The organism is Kitasatospora griseola (assembly GCF_014648555.1).
GTDB lineage: Bacteria > Actinomycetota > Actinomycetes > Streptomycetales > Streptomycetaceae > Kitasatospora > Kitasatospora griseola.
Genome location: NZ_BMRI01000028.1, coordinates 8,588 through 23,857, shown reverse-complemented (window position 1 = coordinate 23,857; position 15,270 = coordinate 8,588). Strand labels below are relative to the sequence as shown.

At 71.5% G+C, this 15,270-nt stretch carries 16 protein-coding genes, 4 tRNA genes and 2 pseudogenes; 6 read left to right on the top strand and 16 right to left on the bottom strand.

Annotation, left to right across the window (positions count from 1 at the left end; genetic code table 11):
* Nucleotides 1-195 precede the first annotated feature (195 nt).
* Entirely contained in the window at nucleotides 196-381 is a 186-nt protein-coding gene (rpmB, locus tag IEZ12_RS27405) for a 50S ribosomal protein L28 (protein WP_073813963.1), read from the top strand.
* 310 nt (nucleotides 382-691) lie between these two features.
* Here the strand turns inward: rpmB and thiD are convergent, their stop codons facing one another.
* The 3 genes from thiD to IEZ12_RS27390 form a co-directional block, all read right to left on the bottom strand.
* Nucleotides 692-1,492, bottom strand: a complete 801-nt coding sequence (gene thiD, locus IEZ12_RS27400; RefSeq protein ID WP_189275629.1) for a bifunctional hydroxymethylpyrimidine kinase/phosphomethylpyrimidine kinase — start codon at nucleotides 1,490-1,492, stop codon at nucleotides 692-694.
* 31 nt (nucleotides 1,493-1,523) lie between these two features.
* Nucleotides 1,524-2,549, bottom strand: coding sequence for an ATP-dependent 6-phosphofructokinase (locus tag IEZ12_RS27395; protein ID WP_100590050.1), 1,026 nt, complete (start codon nucleotides 2,547-2,549; stop codon nucleotides 1,524-1,526).
* Between the two features lie 135 nt (nucleotides 2,550-2,684).
* A complete protein-coding gene (locus IEZ12_RS27390) occupies nucleotides 2,685-3,653 on the bottom strand; it encodes a thiamine-phosphate kinase (RefSeq protein WP_043916142.1) in 969 nt (322 codons plus the stop codon).
* A 169-nt stretch (nucleotides 3,654-3,822) separates the two neighbouring features.
* Between IEZ12_RS27390 and IEZ12_RS27385 the strand changes: the two genes are divergently transcribed.
* Nucleotides 3,823-4,056, top strand: coding sequence for an Lrp/AsnC family transcriptional regulator (locus tag IEZ12_RS27385; RefSeq protein ID WP_189275627.1), 234 nt, complete (start codon nucleotides 3,823-3,825; stop codon nucleotides 4,054-4,056).
* Nucleotides 4,057-4,075: 19 nt separating this feature from the next.
* Complete coding sequence (locus IEZ12_RS27380) at nucleotides 4,076-4,615, top strand: DUF3515 domain-containing protein (protein WP_052509808.1); 540 nt, start codon at nucleotides 4,076-4,078, stop codon at nucleotides 4,613-4,615.
* Here IEZ12_RS27380 and IEZ12_RS27375 read toward each other — a convergent pair.
* From IEZ12_RS27375 to IEZ12_RS27365, 3 genes are read right to left on the bottom strand one after another with little or no spacing between them, the layout of a single operon-like run.
* Nucleotides 4,612-5,754, bottom strand: coding sequence for a D-alanine--D-alanine ligase family protein (locus tag IEZ12_RS27375; RefSeq protein ID WP_043916140.1), 1,143 nt, complete (start codon nucleotides 5,752-5,754; stop codon nucleotides 4,612-4,614). The two genes, IEZ12_RS27380 and IEZ12_RS27375, sit on opposite strands and share 4 nt — an antisense overlap.
* Nucleotides 5,755-5,784: 30 nt before the next feature.
* Nucleotides 5,785-6,786 carry an NAD(P)H-dependent glycerol-3-phosphate dehydrogenase gene (locus IEZ12_RS27370; RefSeq protein ID WP_100590055.1) on the bottom strand — a complete coding sequence of 334 codons (1,002 nt, stop codon included), beginning with the start codon at nucleotides 6,784-6,786 and terminating at the stop codon, nucleotides 5,785-5,787.
* Nucleotides 6,783-7,586: a lysophospholipid acyltransferase family protein gene (locus IEZ12_RS27365; RefSeq protein ID WP_189275625.1), complete on the bottom strand. Its 804-nt coding sequence runs from the start codon at nucleotides 7,584-7,586 to the stop codon at nucleotides 6,783-6,785. Before IEZ12_RS27365 ends, IEZ12_RS27370 begins: the two co-directional genes overlap by 4 nt.
* Before the next feature lie 225 nt (nucleotides 7,587-7,811).
* On the opposite strand from IEZ12_RS27365, the pseudogene cofC reads away from it, so the two are divergent.
* Nucleotides 7,812-8,492: pseudogene (cofC, locus tag IEZ12_RS39235) on the top strand (2-phospho-L-lactate guanylyltransferase); the annotation flags it as partial.
* A 317-nt stretch (nucleotides 8,493-8,809) separates the two neighbouring features.
* Here cofC and IEZ12_RS27355 read toward each other — a convergent pair.
* Both IEZ12_RS27355 and IEZ12_RS27350 read right to left on the bottom strand, forming a co-directional pair.
* Nucleotides 8,810-9,166 (bottom strand): hypothetical protein, encoded by a 357-nt coding sequence (locus tag IEZ12_RS27355; RefSeq protein WP_189275621.1) that lies wholly within the window; start codon nucleotides 9,164-9,166, stop codon nucleotides 8,810-8,812.
* Nucleotides 9,163-9,408, bottom strand: a complete 246-nt coding sequence (locus tag IEZ12_RS27350) for a hypothetical protein (RefSeq protein ID WP_043916136.1) — start codon at nucleotides 9,406-9,408, stop codon at nucleotides 9,163-9,165. Before IEZ12_RS27350 ends, IEZ12_RS27355 begins: the two co-directional genes overlap by 4 nt.
* Before the next feature lie 142 nt (nucleotides 9,409-9,550).
* Here IEZ12_RS27350 and IEZ12_RS27345 point away from each other — a divergent pair.
* Nucleotides 9,551-10,292: pseudogene (locus IEZ12_RS27345) on the top strand (GntR family transcriptional regulator).
* 205 nt (nucleotides 10,293-10,497) lie between these two features.
* Here IEZ12_RS27345 and IEZ12_RS27340 read toward each other — a convergent pair.
* From IEZ12_RS27340 to leuC, 4 genes are all read right to left on the bottom strand, one after another.
* Nucleotides 10,498-11,136, bottom strand: a complete 639-nt coding sequence (locus IEZ12_RS27340; RefSeq protein WP_189275619.1) for an HU family DNA-binding protein — start codon at nucleotides 11,134-11,136, stop codon at nucleotides 10,498-10,500.
* Between the two features lie 133 nt (nucleotides 11,137-11,269).
* The gene (locus tag IEZ12_RS27335) at nucleotides 11,270-11,560 is read right to left on the bottom strand and encodes an SCO5555 family protein (RefSeq protein ID WP_369880806.1); all 291 of its coding nucleotides are present in this window, start codon (nucleotides 11,558-11,560) and stop codon (nucleotides 11,270-11,272) included.
* 134 nt (nucleotides 11,561-11,694) lie between these two features.
* Nucleotides 11,695-12,291 carry a 3-isopropylmalate dehydratase small subunit gene (leuD, locus tag IEZ12_RS27330; protein ID WP_189275618.1) on the bottom strand — a complete coding sequence of 199 codons (597 nt, stop codon included), beginning with the start codon at nucleotides 12,289-12,291 and terminating at the stop codon, nucleotides 11,695-11,697.
* A gap of 3 nt (nucleotides 12,292-12,294) precedes the next feature.
* A complete protein-coding gene (gene leuC / locus IEZ12_RS27325) occupies nucleotides 12,295-13,716 on the bottom strand; it encodes a 3-isopropylmalate dehydratase large subunit (RefSeq protein WP_189275616.1) in 1,422 nt (473 codons plus the stop codon).
* A 234-nt stretch (nucleotides 13,717-13,950) separates the two neighbouring features.
* Here leuC and IEZ12_RS27320 point away from each other — a divergent pair, with 234 nt between their 5' ends.
* Nucleotides 13,951-14,664, top strand: coding sequence for an IclR family transcriptional regulator (locus tag IEZ12_RS27320; protein WP_035866446.1), 714 nt, complete (start codon nucleotides 13,951-13,953; stop codon nucleotides 14,662-14,664).
* A 244-nt stretch (nucleotides 14,665-14,908) separates the two neighbouring features.
* On the opposite strand, the gene IEZ12_RS27315 is transcribed toward IEZ12_RS27320, so the two are convergent.
* The 4 genes from IEZ12_RS27315 to IEZ12_RS27300 form a co-directional block, all read right to left on the bottom strand.
* A tRNA-Gln gene (locus tag IEZ12_RS27315) sits at nucleotides 14,909-14,983 on the bottom strand.
* Nucleotides 14,984-14,987: 4 nt separating this feature from the next.
* Nucleotides 14,988-15,060: transfer RNA gene (locus IEZ12_RS27310), tRNA-Glu, on the bottom strand.
* A 15-nt stretch (nucleotides 15,061-15,075) separates the two neighbouring features.
* Nucleotides 15,076-15,148 (bottom strand) — tRNA-Glu (locus IEZ12_RS27305).
* A gap of 15 nt (nucleotides 15,149-15,163) precedes the next feature.
* A tRNA-Glu gene (locus IEZ12_RS27300) sits at nucleotides 15,164-15,236 on the bottom strand.
* Between the last annotated feature and the right edge of the window lie 34 nt (nucleotides 15,237-15,270).

The window sequence follows — 15,270 nt, the reverse complement described above, 5'->3', positions numbered from 1 at the left end:
TGGCGAGGGCGATGCTGGCAGGTTATCGGCCCCTGCGACGCCACCTGCGGCACCCTCCGCCGCAGGTCGCGGGAACGATCACCCCGGCAATCGTGGTAGTTTCGTTGAGCGGGAGTCACCGTTGTATGCTCTCCCGGTTGCCTGGAACACTCCGGGCTGTTCAAGTTCCTGATCTGAAGTCTTGGAGTGACTCCTGTGGCTGCCAACTGCGACGTCTGCGGCAAGGGCCCGGGCTTCGGCAACAGCATCTCCCACTCGCACCGCCGTACCCCCCGTCGTTGGAACCCCAACATTCAGACGGTGCGCGCTGTGGTTGGGCGCACGCCGAAGCGGCTCAACGTCTGCACCTCGTGCATCAAGGCCGGTAAGGTCTCGCGCTGACGCGCAGACCGGTACGCCGGTCACCTTCTTGCTCGGTGAAAGCCGACCACACCCTTCGGGGACCGTGGTCGGCTTTCGCTTTTTTGCTTGTGGGAGCCACCACCAGGGGCTCGGGGAACGGCGAGGCCGTGTTGCTGGCGGTCGGAGACAGCGGTTGGCCATGGCTGCGGCGGGCCAAAGACAGGAACCCGAAACAGCGGAACGCCTTGCGCCCCGTTGATCACCCGCAGACATGACCCCGCCGTTCCCCGGGCCCCTGGTGGCGCATCCCCGAGCCCTGGTGGTGCGCCCCCGGGCCCCTGGTGATGACCTACCGGTACTGCCAGAAGTGGTCCACCGGCCCGATGCCGGAACCCAGTGCGAAGCCGTGCTCGATGGCGCCCGTCACATAGGCCTTGGCGTGGGCGACCGCGACCGGCATCGGCTCCCCCTTCGCCAGCTGCGAAGCGATCGCGCTGGCGAGGGTGCAGCCGGTGCCGTGGGTGTGGCGGTTGTCGTGGCGGGGGGCCCGGTACCAGTGGGTTTCGCCGGTGGGGCCGAGGAGGAGATCGGCCGCTTCGCCTTCGAGGTGGCCGCCCTTGATGAGCGTCCAGCGGGGCCCGAGGTCGCGCAGCGCCTTCGCGGCGTCGAGCATCCGGCTCTCGTCGCTGACCTCCAGCCCGGTGAGTTGGGTCACCTCGTGCAGGTTGGGGGTGACCAGCGTGGCGACCGGCAGGAGCCGCTCGCGGACGGTGGCGACAGCCTCCGCGGCGAGCAGCGCGTCGCCGTGCTTGGAGACTCCGACGGGGTCGACGACCACGGGGGCGGGGGCGTCGGCGAGGAGCCCGGAGACGGTTTCGACGAGTTCGATCGAGGCCAGCATGCCGGTCTTGATCGCCTGGACGCCGATGTCGTCGACGACGCTGCGGTACTGGGCGCGGACGGCTTCGGCGGGCAGTTCCCAGTAGCCCTGGACGCCGAGCGAGTTCTGCGCGGTGACGGCGGTGATGACGCTCATGCCGTGGACGCCGAGGGCGAGCATCGCCTTGAGGTCGGCCTGGATGCCGGCACCGCCGCCGCTGTCGGAGCCGGCGACGGTGAGCACCCGGGGCGGGGCGGTGTTGGTGGTCATGTGCCCCAACCTACCGACCGGGGGAAACGCGTCAGAGCACGGCCTCGGATTCGATCCAGCGGTCCGGCGGGACGGTCTTGAGCCGGACGACGCCGTCGGCGATCGGGGTGAGGTGGATCTCGGTGTGGCGCAGGGCGGTGAAGTGTCCGAAGGCGCCCTGGTGGACGGCTTCGACGGCGTGCCAGCCGAAGCGGGTGGCGAGGACGCGGTCGAGCGCGGTCGGGGTGCCGCCGCGCTGGGTGTGGCCGAGGATGACCGGCCGGGCCTCCTTGCCGAGCAGGTTCTCCAGTTCGAGGGCGAGCCGGGTGCCGATGCCGCCGAAGGTCTGGTGGCCGAACCGGTCGACCTCGCCGTGTTCGAAGCGCAGGGTGCCGGGCAGCGGCTGCGCGCCTTCGGCGACGGCGATGATGGCGAACTTCTTGCCGCGCCGGAAGCGGTCCTCGATCATCCGGGCGACGGCCTCGATGTCGAAGGGCTTCTCGGGGACGAGGATGCCGTGCGCGCCACCGGCCATGCCCGCGGTGAGGGTGATCCAGCCGGTGTGGCGGCCCATCAGCTCGACGACCATGACGCGCTGGTGGGACTCGGCGGTGGTCTTCAGGCGGTCGATGGCCTCGGTGGCGACGTGCACGGCGGTGTCGAAGCCGAAGGTGGCGTCGGTGGCTTCGATGTCGTTGTCGATGGTCTTGGGGACGCCGACCACCGGCAGCCCGGCGTCGCTGAAGAGTTTGGCGGCGGTCAGGGTGCCTTCGCCGCCGATCGCGATCAGGGCGTCGATGCCGAGCCGCGCGGCGAGTTCGGCGGAGTTCTCGACCGCCCAGCGGATCTTCTCGCGCTGCACCCGGGCGGAGCCGAGAATGGTGCCGCCGAGGGTGAGCAGGCCGGTGACGTCGTCGTGCGAGATCGGGCGGGCGCGGCTCTCGATCAGGCCGAGGAAGCCGTCCTCGATGCCGATGATCTCGTCGCCGTGCACGTCGGTGCCGCGGTGCACGACGGAGCGGATCACCGCGTTGAGTCCGGGGCAGTCGCCGCCGCTGGTGAGAACGCCGATGCGCATGGTGGCTGTGCTCTCCTGCTCCCGAGGGCACGGGACCCCCGCGTAGGTGGAGACCGGACCGCCGACGCCGCCGGTCCGCCCGACAGTCGCCACCCTACGCGTTGGAGGCCGTACCGAGGGGTAACGGCGGGCGGGCTACTGCTCGGCGAAGTGGTCCCATCCCGCGGTGCGGTCCCAGGGCGCGCCGTCGACCGTGACCACGCCCCCGCGGCCGGCCCGGGCCGGGCGGACCACTTCGCCGATCTGCCGCCAGCGGGCCGGGAGTCCGACGCTCTTGGGGAAGGTCGCGACGATCGCGTGGTCCTCGCCGCCGGACAGCACCCACACCAGCGGGTCGACGCCGACGGCCTGGCCGATGTCGGCCATCTGCGCGGGGACGTCGAAGTCCGCGGCCCGCAGGTCGATGTCCACGCCGCTGGCCCGGGCGACGTGGCCGAGGTCGGCGACCAGCCCGTCGGAGACGTCGACCATGGCGGTGGCGCCGAGGTCGCTGGCGGCGGGGCCGGCGTGGTACGGCGGTTCGGGGCGGCGGTGCGCCTCGACGAAGGCCCGCGGGGAGCGGAAGCCGCGCTGAAGGACGGTCAGCCCGGCGGCGGACCAGCCGAGCCAGCCGGTGACGGCGACCACGTCGCCGACCTGGGCGCCGGAGCGGACCACGGGGCGGCGGCCCTGCAGGTCGCCGAGGGCGGTGATGGCCAGCGTGATGGTGTCGCCGCGGACCACGTCGCCGCCGACCACGGTGGCCCCGGCCACCTGGCACTCGTCGCGCAGGCCGTCCATCAGTTCGGTGGCCCAGGTGGTGGGCAGGTCGGCGGGGGCGACCAGGCCGAGCAGCAGGGCGGTGGGGACGGCGCCCATCGCGGCGATGTCGGCGAGGTTCTGCGCGGCGCACTTGCGGCCCACGTCGTACGCAGTGGACCAGTCGCGGCGGAAGTGCCGGCCCTCGATGAGCACGTCGGTGGTGGCCACCACCCGGCCGTCGGGGGCCTTGACCACCGCCGCGTCGTCACCGGGCCCGAGTTCCACCGCCGGCGTCATCGGCAGCCGTGCGGTCAGCTCCCGGATGAGCCCGAACTCGCCGAGCTCGCCCACGGTCCCCTGCATCAGCCCGTCCTCCCGAGTCCTTCACGTGATCCGTCTGGGGTGCGCCCCCGCGCGGCAGCGTACGCCCTCCGAGGGTGCGAAGGTCTCCCCTGTGCCGCTGTCGCGCGGTAGCGTGGTGATCAGACTGCCGGTCAGCAACTCCCCTTACCCAGCCGCCTGGAGGTCCACCGTGGTGCAGGCGTACATCCTGATCCAGACCGAGGTGGGCAAGGCCACCGCGGTCGCCGAGTCCATTGCCAAGATCCCCGGAGTGCTCACCGCCGAGGACGTGACGGGTCCGTACGACGTGATCGTCCGCGCCGAGGCGGAGTCGATCGACGAGTTGGGCCGCCTGGTGGTGGCGAAGGTGCAGCAGGTGGAGGGCATCACCCGCACCCTGACCTGTCCGGTGGTTCGCCTGTAGGGGCGCTTACCATCGACGGGTGCCTTTTCGCGACCTCCTGAACCGCCTGCCCGCGCCGGTGCGCTGGCTCGCGCCCCCCGCCGCGCTGCTCGCCCTGACGGCGGGGCTGGTCGCTTCCTGGAGCGGTGAACCCGACGTCGCCCCGCCGACGCCGAGCGCCCAGGCCGCGCAGTACTGCCGGGCCCTGGACGCGAAGCTGCCCGGCGAGGTGCTCGGCCACCCGCGCAAGGACCCGTCGCCCGCCTCGCCGTACACGGCGGCCTGGGCGTCCTCCCCGCGCACGGTGCTGACCTGCGGCGGGGACCGGCCCGACTACCTGAACGACACCCTGCGCAAGGGCCCGTGCGTCGACGAGGTCGGCTGGGGCATGAGCGAGGACGGGAGGGGCGGGTACTTCTTCGCCACCGGGCTGCGCCTCGCGTACGTCGAGGTGCACGTCCCGGCGGGCGCGTACCCGAACTACGCGGACCCGCTCTCCTCGTTCTCGCCCGCCATCCGGGCGGCCGTCCCGCGGATCGACGGGACGGCCGACTCGGACTGCCTGGACGGCAACTCCTAGCGCAGGCCCGTGGAGCGGCGCAGCGCGGCGGCCAGCAGGCGGTCGATCAGCTCGGCGTAGGGCACGCCGGTGGCCTCCCACATCTTGGGGTAGGCGGAGATCGGCGTGAAGCCGGGCATGGTGTTGATCTCGTTGACCATCCACCGGCCGTCGTTCAGCAGGAAGAAGTCGACCCGGGCCAGGCCCTCGCAGCCGAGGCCCTCGAACACCTCGACGGCCTGCCGCTGGAGTTCGGTGCGCTCCGCGTCGGTGAGCTTCGCCGGGATCTCGACCTCGGAGGAGTCGATGTACTTGGCCTCGAAGTCGTAGAACTCGAAGTCGGCGTCGACCAGCACCTCGGCGGGCACCGAGGCGCGCGGGCCGTCCTCGAACTCCAGCACGCCGCACTCGATCTCGCGGCCCTCGACGCCCTTCTCCACGATCACCTTCGGGTCGTGGCGGCGGGCCTCGTCGATCGCGGCGTCCAGGTCGGCGAGGTCCTTGACCTTGGTGATGCCGATCGAGGAGCCGGCCCGGCAGGGCTTGACGAACAGCGGCAGGCCGAGCCCGGCGATCCGCTCGCGGGCGGCGGCCCGGCCGGTCTCGGTCTGCCACTCGCGCGGCTTGACCACCGTGTACTCGCCCGCGTACAGGCCGAGCGACTCGATGATCCGCTTGGTGAACTCCTTGTCCATGCCGACCGAGCTGGCCAGCACGCCGGAGCCGACGTACGGCACCCCGGAGAGCTCCAGCAGGCCCTGCAGGGTGCCGTCCTCGCCCCAGGGGCCGTGCAGCAGCGGCAGCACCACGTCGACCTCGCCGAGCACCTTGGGGGCGGCCCCGGGCTCGGTCCAGACCACGTCGCGGTTGCCGGGCGCGACGGGCAGCGCGACCTGGCCCTCGGCGGACTCGGCGACCTGGTCGACGTCGGGCATCCGGCCGTCGGTGATCGCCATCCGGGCGGGTTCGTCGCCGACCAGGGCCCAGCGGCCCTCATGGGTGATGCCGATCGGCAGCACCTCGTACTTGCTGCGGTCGATCGAGCGCAGCACGCTGGCGGCGGTGACCACGGACACGCCGTGCTCGGAGCTCCGGCCGCCGAAGACGATCGCGACGCGCGGCTTGGCCGACTGGTTCGGGGAGGTCTGTTCGATGCTCATATCGGCTTTGAGACTACCGTCCGATTCCGGTCACCGGCGTTCCGGCTTGGCCGAACGGGCCATCAGCCCCTTCAGCACTTCCTGGGTCGGCCGGCCGTTGTGCACCACGTCGACCACTGCTTCGACGATCGGCATCTCCACGCCGTTGCGCCGGGCCAGGTCGAGCACCGACTCGCAGGACTTCACGCCCTCCGCGGTCTGGCTGGTCGCCGCGATGGTCTCGGCGACCGTCATGCCGCGGCCCAGGTTGGTGCCGAAGGTGTTGTTCCGGGACAGCGGCGAGGAGCAGGTCGCCACCAGGTCGCCCATGCCCGCCAGGCCCGCGAAGGTGTGCGCGTCGGCGCCGAGGCGCAGGCCCAGCCGGGTGGTCTCGGCCAGCCCGCGGGTGATCAGGGTGGCCTTGGTGTTGTCGCCCAGGCCCATGCCGTTGGCCATGCCGACCGCCAGGCCGATCACGTTCTTCACCGCGCCGCCGAGCTCGCAGCCCACCACGTCGGTGTTGGTGTACGGGCGGAAGTACGGGGTGTGGCAGGCCTTCTGGAAGCGCTTGGCGACGTCCTCGTCGGTGCAGGCGACCACCGTGGCGGCGGGCTGCCGGTTGGCGATCTCGCCGGCCAGGTTGGGGCCGGACACCACCACGACGCGCTCCGGGCCGACCTGCGCGACCTCCGCGATCACCTCGCTCATCCGCTTCGCGGTGCCGAGTTCGATGCCCTTCATCAGGCTGACCAGCACGGTGTCCGGGGCCAGCATCGGCGCCCAGTGCGCGAGGTTGTCGCGCAGCGTCTGGGACGGCACCGACAGCACCGCGAAGTCGGCGCCGGCCAGTGCGGCGGCCGCGTCGGTGGTCGCCCGGATCGACCGGGGAAGCGTCAGACCCGGCAGGTAGTCCCGGTTGACGTGCTCCTTGTTGATGGCGTCGGCGAGTTCCTGCCGGCGGCCCCACAGGGTCACCTCGCAGCCGGCGTCGGCCAGGATCATCGCGAAGGCGGTGCCCCAGGAGCCCGTCCCCATCACGGCGCAGCGAGTCACCGGCCACGCTCCTCGGCGGCGCGCTCACGCTTGGCCTCGGCAGCCGTGGCACGGTCCTTGGCGGCCTTGCGCATGTCGTAGCGCTCGGCAGGGGCCTGCTCGCCGCGGATCCCCTCCAGCACGGCGGTGATCGCCGCCATGATGTCGTCGGTGGCGTCGCGCAGCACCTGGGCGGTGATCTCCTGGCCCTGGTACTTGCTCAGGTCCACCGCCGGACCGGCCGCGACCGTCACCTTGTGCCGCGGGAACAGGTGGTACTTGCCCTTCCCGCCCTTCCCGTACGGCGGGATGATCTCCTGCGCGCCCCAGTGCGCGACCGGGATCACGGGCGCGCCCGTCATCAGCGCGACCCGGGCGGCGCCGCTCTTGCCGGTCATCGGCCACATGTCCGGATCCCGGGTGAGCGTGCCCTCCGGGTAGAACTGCACGCACTGGCCGCCCTTGACCGCGTCGATCGCGGCCCGGAACGCGTCGGCGGCATCGGTGGAATCCCGGAACACCGGGATCTGGCCGGTCTTGCGCAGCATGAATCCGATGAACGGCACTTGGAACAGCGAGGACTTGCCGAGTATCCGGGGCGGGCGGCCCGAGTTGTACTGCCAGTGCCCGTAGAACACCGGGTCGATCACCGAGTTGTGGTTGACCACGGCGATGAAGCCGCCCTTCTCGGGCAGGTGCTCCCAGCCTCGCCAGTCCGTTGTCGCCAAGGCGTTCGTCACCGGCTTCACGAGCGCCGCCGCCAGGCGGTACCAGATCCCGTAGTCGGCGTTTCCGAACCTGGCGTTAGAGCGGCGGGCCACCCCAGCTCCTCCTCTTTCGCGCGGCGTCCCGCCCGGGCGGTGCCGCTGGTCTCTCTCCCTCGCCGGAGGCCGGGCAGCGGCTCCGAGGCGCCGACCAGTCTCACCCGCGAGGGAAGTCCGTGTCGAGCAGCCACCACCACCACCGGCCGACCAGTGCCCCGCCGACGGCCCGAACACCCCGGAACCGCTGGCCAGGCCTCCCCGGCCGACGTCACAATGACGCCGATGACAGAGGACACCGTACGCCCAGCCACCGTCCGCCCGTCCGCCCCGGGGCCGGGCCCGGACCGTGCGGCTCCGCGGCTCGGCTGGACCCTGGTCGTCCCGGTCAAGCCGCTGGCCGAGGCCAAGAGCCGGCTCGCCGCACTGGGTGCGCTACGGCCCCGGCTGGCCCTCGCCTTCGCGCTCGACACCGTCGCCGCGGCGCTCGCCTGCCCGACGGTCGAACGGGTGTTGGTGGTGGGACGGGATCCGCGCGCCACCGGTGCGCTGCGCGCGCTGGGGGCGACCGTCCTCGACGACGAACCCGGCGACGGGCTCAACCCGGCGCTCTCGCACGGCAGTGGCGCGGCGCACCGGCTGCACCCGCACTCCCCCGTCGCCACCCTCTCCGCGGACCTGCCGGCGCTGCGGCCCGCCGAGCTCGCCCGCGTCCTCGCCGCCGCGCTCCCGCACGGCCGGGCCTTCCTCGCGGACACCCCCGGCACCGGGACCGTCCTGCTGGCCGGCCCGCCCGGCGTCCCGCTGCGGCCGGCCTTCGGGCCCGACTCCCGGCGACGCCACGCGGCCGGCGGGGCGGCCGAACTCCGGCTCCCCGACGTGCCGTCCGTCCGGCGCGACGTCGACACCCCCGAGGACCTGGCCGACGCCCTCCGACTCGGCCTCGGCCCGGCCACCGGCGCCCTGCTCCGAAGCTCTATGCTGCTTCCCATGCAGGCCACCGCGTTCACCTTCGACCCCACGACCCGCTCCGGCTCGGTCCTGCTCGACGACGGCACTCCCGTCCCCTTCGACGCCCCGGCCTTCGACGCCGGCGGCCTGCGGCTCCTCCGCCCCGGCCAGCGCCTGCGCATCCGCACCACGGGCGAGGGCGCCGCCCGGCGCGTCACCTTCCTCACCCTCCCCACCTTCCCGGACCCCGAGTCCGCCTGACGCTCCGTCGGGAACCGCCGGGCGTACGGGACTTCGGACCGATCCGCGGGCGAGGTGCGCCTCCGGGCGGGCTACGCCGCCGACTTGCGCAGGCAGAGCGCCATGACGGCCGGAGTGTTGAGCAACTCCAGGCGTTTCGGGGCGACTTGCAGCGGACCCGCCGCGGTGGGGACCACCCGGATCAGCCGGGTCTGGCCGAGCAGGACGAAGCTCAGCATCAGGTGGCCGTCCCGGAGCAGGAAGCTCTCGGTGCGCTGCGCGGCGCCCGGCCCGAAGAAGTAGCGGTAGGCCTCGTACTGCGTCCACCCGAGCGGAAGCGTCCGGAGGGTGCCCCAGAGCGAGGCGAGCGCGTCGGCGAGGGAGAGGAACGAGGCCGATTCGGTGATGCCTTCGATGCTGACGGCGTATCCGGACTGCTGGCCCTTCACGGCGGCTCCTGTGGCGGGTCGAGTTCGGCCCAGACGGTGTGGGACCGGGCGGTGTGACGATGGCCGTAGCGGTCGGCCTCGGTGAGGACGTCGAGGAGCACCAGGTGGACCTCGGCGTCCGGGTTTCCGGGGAGGGTGGCTTCGATCCGGTGGCCGCCGCCGGGGAGGCGGCGGATCCGGGCTTCGGCTCCGGTGGCGGCGGCGAGCCTGGAGGCAAGGTCGAACACCCTGGTGGTTCGCACGCCACGCCCTCTCCCCCGAAGTCGGCCGATCACGCAAGGTGAATCTAAGCCATTAGATTCCACCTGATGCATTAGATTGTCAAGCTGAATCACCCGTCCTGCCGCAATCCGGCAGGTCTCGCCTTCCGCCGGGAGATGCCAGATGCCCTCACAGGACCCGCCGTACCTCCGCATCGCGGACCACCTGCGCCGCCGGGTGGCGGACGGCGAGTGGGCGATCGGCGAGCGGCTGCCGTCCCGTGCGCAGCTGGCCGTGAGCTACGGCGTGGGCGCCAACGTGCTCCAGCGGGCGCAGGAAGTCCTCATCGCCGAAGGCCTGTTGGAGGGCCGGGCGGGTTCGGGGACGTATCTGCGCGAGCCGGTGGAGCGGCGTCCGATGCGGCGCGCCCGGACGGTCGACGCGTTCCCCGCTACCGCCGTGCCGAACGGGAGTTGGGACGCGCACAGCGAGGCCCGGGTGGAGCCGCCGCCCGCGGTCGCGCGCCGACTGGGCATCGAGCCGGGCGAGTTGACGGTCCACACCCGCTACGAGTTCATGCTGGAGCACAAGCCGGTCCAACTCGCCGAGTCCTGGGAGCCGATGGCGATCACCGACGGAACTCCCATCCTGCTACCGGACTTGGGGCCGCTGAGCGGGCGGGGAGTGGTGGAGCGGATGGCCTCGATCGGGGTCCGGGTGGTGCGCGCCGAGGAGCGGCCGCGTCCCGGGCGGGGCGACGCCGGAGCAGGCGAATCTGCTGGGGATCGGCGCGGGCGATCCCGTGATGCTGGTCGAGCGGACGTATCTGGACGACTCCGGCCGACCGGTGGAGACCGCGGATCTGGTGATTCCGGATTCCCGCTGGGAGATCATCTACGACCTGCCGGTGGAACAGCCGGAGTAATTCCGTCCGGCCCGGCGCATTTCCGGACCGGCCGCGATCGCTCGGCCGCAGCACTTCGACGGGTGCCCGAACGATCCTTCTCCCGGACGCGAAAAGGCCGCGACGGCCCCGGTCCGGGGCCTCCGGAGGTCCGGGTTCCCTGGCGTGGGGCCGTCACGGCCTGGCCGCCCCGGCGCCGGCTGGTCCGGCACCGGGCTCGGTGCGACTACTTGGCGGTGGACTTGCGCGCCGTGGTCTTGCGCGCGGTGGTCTTCTTCGCCGGAGCGGTCTTCTTGGCGGCGGCGGCCTTCTTGGTGGCGGCCGCGGTGGTGGTCTTCTTCGCCGCGGTGGTCTTGGCGGTGGTGGCCTTCTTGACCGCGGTGGTCTTCTTCGCCGCCGTGGTGGCGGTCTTCTTGGCCGCGGTGGTGGCCGTCTTCTTCGCAGCGGTCTTCTTGGTCGCCGGGGCGGCGGCAGCGGCGCGCTTGGTGGCGGCGCGCTTGGCGGCCGGGGTGGCGGCCACACCGGACTTGCCCGGGGTCAGCGAGCCCTTGGGCGCCTTCTTCACGGACGGGCCGTCCTTCGGCAGCTTCTTGCTGCCGGAGACGAGGTCCTTGAAGCCCTGGCCCGGGCGGAACCGCGGCACCGCGGTCTTCTTGACCTTGACCCGCTCACCGGTCTGCGGGTTGCGGGCGAAGCGCGCCGAGCGCTCCACCTTCTCGAAGGTGCCGAAACCGGTGACCGACACCCGGTCACCCGCCACGACGGCACGCACCATGGTGTCGAGCACTGCGTCGACGGCCTCTGCGGCAGCCTTGCGACCGCCCAGCTGCTCGGCCACCGCTTCGACAAGCTGAGCCTTGTTCACGTCTTCCCCTTCGGAAACGGGCGCCGGATGATTCCATCCGTTCTTTTCGCACGTTAGGTATGTATCTGCGGACTTTCAATTACCAAACGCGTGAATCACCCTAGTGTCGCAACGTATTTGCGCATGGAGGAGCTCACCGGGGCGGCATCCGCCCCTCGTCGAGGTCCTGCACAAAGCGACTCAACCGCCGTGCCGCCTCCGGGAGATCACGCTTGGCGGTCTCGGTGACGATCAGCAGTTGTCGGGTGAGAGCGGTCTTTGCGTCCGTCGACACGTTCAGCGCGTGAACGCGGGCGTGGGCTTGCTTCAACCGCTCGGCCACCAGTGCGTGGAGCAGGGTGACTTCCGAGTCGGCAGCACTGTCCCGACCCTCCGCGAACGCGGGTTCGCCACCCGGGTACGGCGGTTCGGGGTTGTGGTGCATGCAACGATTGTGCCATCTGTGCGCAGTTGCGCTGAACCAGGGTCTATTCACGGCTGACGAACTCCCCTGCGAACAACGAAGACCCGCCCCGGAGGGGGGCGGGTCTTGTTGTCGGACCGTCAGAATGCCGTCACTCAGACGACCGGGAGGGTACGCGGCTTGTAGCCCGGGCGCTTCGCTTCGAACGCGGCGACATCGGCCTCGTTCTGCAGCGTGATGCTGATGTCGTCCAGACCGTTCAGCAGCCGCCAGCGAACGTTGTCGTCCAGCTCGAACGGAGCGGTGATGTTCGCCGCCCGGACCTCGCGGGCCTCCAGGTCGACGGTGATCTCCGCGGTCGGGTCGGCCTCCGTCAACTCCCAGAGCCGTTCCACGGTCTCCTGCGGCAGGACCACCGTCAGCAGGCCGTTCTTCAGCGAGTTGCCGCGGAAGATGTCGGCGAACCGCGAGGAGACGACGGCCTGGAAACCGTAGTTCTGCAGCGCCCAGACGGCGTGCTCGCGGGACGAGCCGGTGCCGAACTCGGGGCCGGCCACCAGCACCGTGGCGCCCTGGCGCTCGGGGCGGTTGAGGACGAACTCCTCGTCCTTGCGCCAGGCCTCGAACAGGCCGTCCTCGAAGCCGGAGCGGGTGACCTTCTTCAGCCAGTGCGCCGGGATGATCTGGTCGGTGTCCACGTTCGAGCGGCGCAGCGGGACGGCGCGGCCGGTGTGGGTGGTGAACTTCTCCATGGCTCAGGCCTCCACGGCGACGTTGTTCGAGAGGTCGGAAGGTGCGGCCAGGCGGCCCAGCAGCGCGGTGGCGGCGGCGACCTGCGGCGACACCAGGTGGGTGCGACCGCCCTTGCCCTGGCGGCCCTCGAAGTTGCGGTTCGAGGTGGACGCGCAGCGCTCGCCCGGGGCCAGCTGGTCGGGGTTCATGCCCAGGCACATCGAGCAGCCGGCGTGCCGCCACTCGGCGCCCGCGGCGGTGAACACCTTGTCCAGGCCTTCCTCCACGGCCTGCAGGGCGACCCGGACCGAGCCCGGAACCACCAGCATCCGCACGCTGTCGGCGATCTGGCGACCCTCCAGCACCGCGGCGGCGGCGCGCAGGTCCTCGATCCGGCCGTTGGTGCAGGAGCCGACGAACACGGCGTCGACCTTGACCTCGCGCAGCGGGGTGCCGGCCTCCAGGCCCATGTACTTCAGGGCGTTCTCGGCGGCGGTCCGCTCCTGCGGGTCCTCGAAGTCGGCCGGGTTCGGCACGTTGGCGCCCAGCGGCGCGCCCTGGCCCGGGTTGGTGCCCCAGGTGACGAACGGGGTCAGCTCGGCGGCGTCGATGAACACCTCGGCGTCGAACACCGCGTCCTCGTCGGTGGCCAGGGTCTCCCAGTAGGCGACCGCGGCGTCCCAGTCCGCGCCCTGCGGGGCGTGCGGGCGGCCCTGCAGGTAGTCGAAGGTGGTGCGGTCCGGGGCGATCATGCCGGCCCGGGCGCCCGCCTCGATGGACATGTTGCAGATCGTCATCCGGGCCTCCATGGAGAGGCTGCGGATCGCCGAGCCGCGGTACTCCAGGACGTAGCCCTGGCCGCCGCCGGTACCGATCTTGGTGATCACGGCCAGGATCAGGTCCTTGGCGGTGACGCCCTCGGGCAGCTCGCCCTCGACGGTGATCGCCATGGTCTTGAACGGGGCCAGCGGCAGCGTCTGGGTCGCCAGCACGTGCTCGACCTGGCTGGTGCCGATGCCGAACGCCAGTGCGCCGAAAGCGCCGTGGGTGGAGGTGTGGGAGTCGCCGCACACTACCGTCATGCCCGGCTGGGTCAGGCCCAGCTGCGGGCCGACCACGTGCACCACACCCTGCTCGACGTCGCCCAGCGAGTGGATGCGCACGCCGAACTCCTCGGCGTTCCGGCGCAGCGTCTCCAGCTGGACCCGGGAGACCGGGTCGGCGATCGGCTTGTCGATGTCCAGGGTCGGGGTGTTGTGGTCCTCGGTGGCGATCGTCAGATCGGTGCGGCGCACCTGGCGGCCGGCCAGCCGGAGCCCGTCGAACGCCTGCGGGCTGGTCACCTCGTGCAGCAGGTGCAGGTCGATGTAGAGCAGGTCGGGCTCGCCCTCGGCGCGCCGGACGACGTGGTCGTCCCAGACCTTCTCTGCGAGTGTCCGTCCCATCGGATTCCCTCCAGCCGGCCGCTCTGCCGGCCTTCTCGTGATCGTCGAGGTCTTGTCCCGTGCCGCCCTGTGAGGCTCGCTCGGCATCGTGACCTGCACGCCGGACCGTCCAGCATGCGGACACCGGGGTGACGGCTCCGCGCTGGGTGTTCTCCCGGGCTGCTGACTCCAGAGTGGCGGTTTTCTCGGAAGATTGAACTTGCGTCTCGCTGATTGAGACTGCAGTATCGAGACATGGACAACACTAGCGGCGTCGGCGTTCTCGACAAGGCCGCTCTGGTGCTGAGCGCACTGGAGTCGGGCCCCGCCACGTTGGCGGGGCTGGTCGCCGCCACCGGTCTGGCCCGGCCCACCGCCCACCGACTCGCCGTCGCACTCGAACACCACCGCCTGGTCACCAGGGACATGCAGGGCCGCTTCATTCTCGGCCCCCGACTCGCCGAACTCTCCGCCGCCGCAGGCGAGGACCGTCTCCTCGCCGCCGCCGGCCCGGTGCTCACGCACCTGCGGGACGTCACCGGCGAGAGCGCCCAGCTGTACCGCCGCCAGGGCGAGATGCGCATCTGCGTGGCCGCCGCCGAGCGCCTCTCGGGCCTGCGCGACACCGTGCCGGTCGGCTCCACCCTTCCGATGAAGGCCGGCTCCGCCGCCCAGGTCCTGCTCGCCTGGGAGGAGCCCGAGCGCCTCCACCGCGGGCTCCAGGGCGCCCGGTTCACCGCCACCGCGCTCAGCGGCGTCCGCCGCCGCGGCTGGGCCCAGTCCATCGGCGAACGCGAGCCCGGCGTCGCCTCGGTCTCCGCCCCCGTCCGCGGCCCCTCCAACCGCGTCGTCGCCGCGGTCTCCGTCTCCGGCCCCATCGAACGGCTCACCCGCCACCCCGGCCGCCTCCACGCCCAGGCCATCATCGAGGCCGCCAACCGCCTCACCGAGGCCCTCCGCCGCAGCTGACCTCACCACCCCCCAACGCTTCACCCGCCCCCGGCGCCGCGCCGGGGGCGCACGCGTTTTCACGGGAGACCGAGGAGGAAGGCAACGGACACGATGACCGAGGAGGCGGGGAAGCCCTGCGAGCCGGCTGCGGCGAGGGCGGGCGGGGCGCCTGGTGCAGGCTCAGCCGGCCGGTGCCTGTGGGGTGGTGGGCCGGAAACGCAAAAAAAGCCCCGGTTTCCCGGAGCTTGATTTTCTGAGCGTTTGGCTGGGGTACCAGGACTCGAACCTAGACTAAATGAACCAGAATCACTCGTGCTGCCAATTACACCATACCCCAAAAGTACCCCCGACCGGATTCGAACCGGCGCTACCGCCTTGAGAGGGCGGCGTGCTAGGCCGCTACACAACGGGGGCCCTAGCTTGAATGAGTACCCCCGACCGGATTCGAACCGGCGCTACCGCCTTGAGAGGGCGGCGTGCTAGGCCGCTACACAACGGGGGCCCTAGCTTGAATGAGTACCCCCGACCGGATTCGAACCGGCGCTACCGCCTTGAGAGGGCGGCGTGCTAGGCCGCTACACAACGGGGGCTTGTCTCATTCATTCTGCAATTGTCAAGAATTGC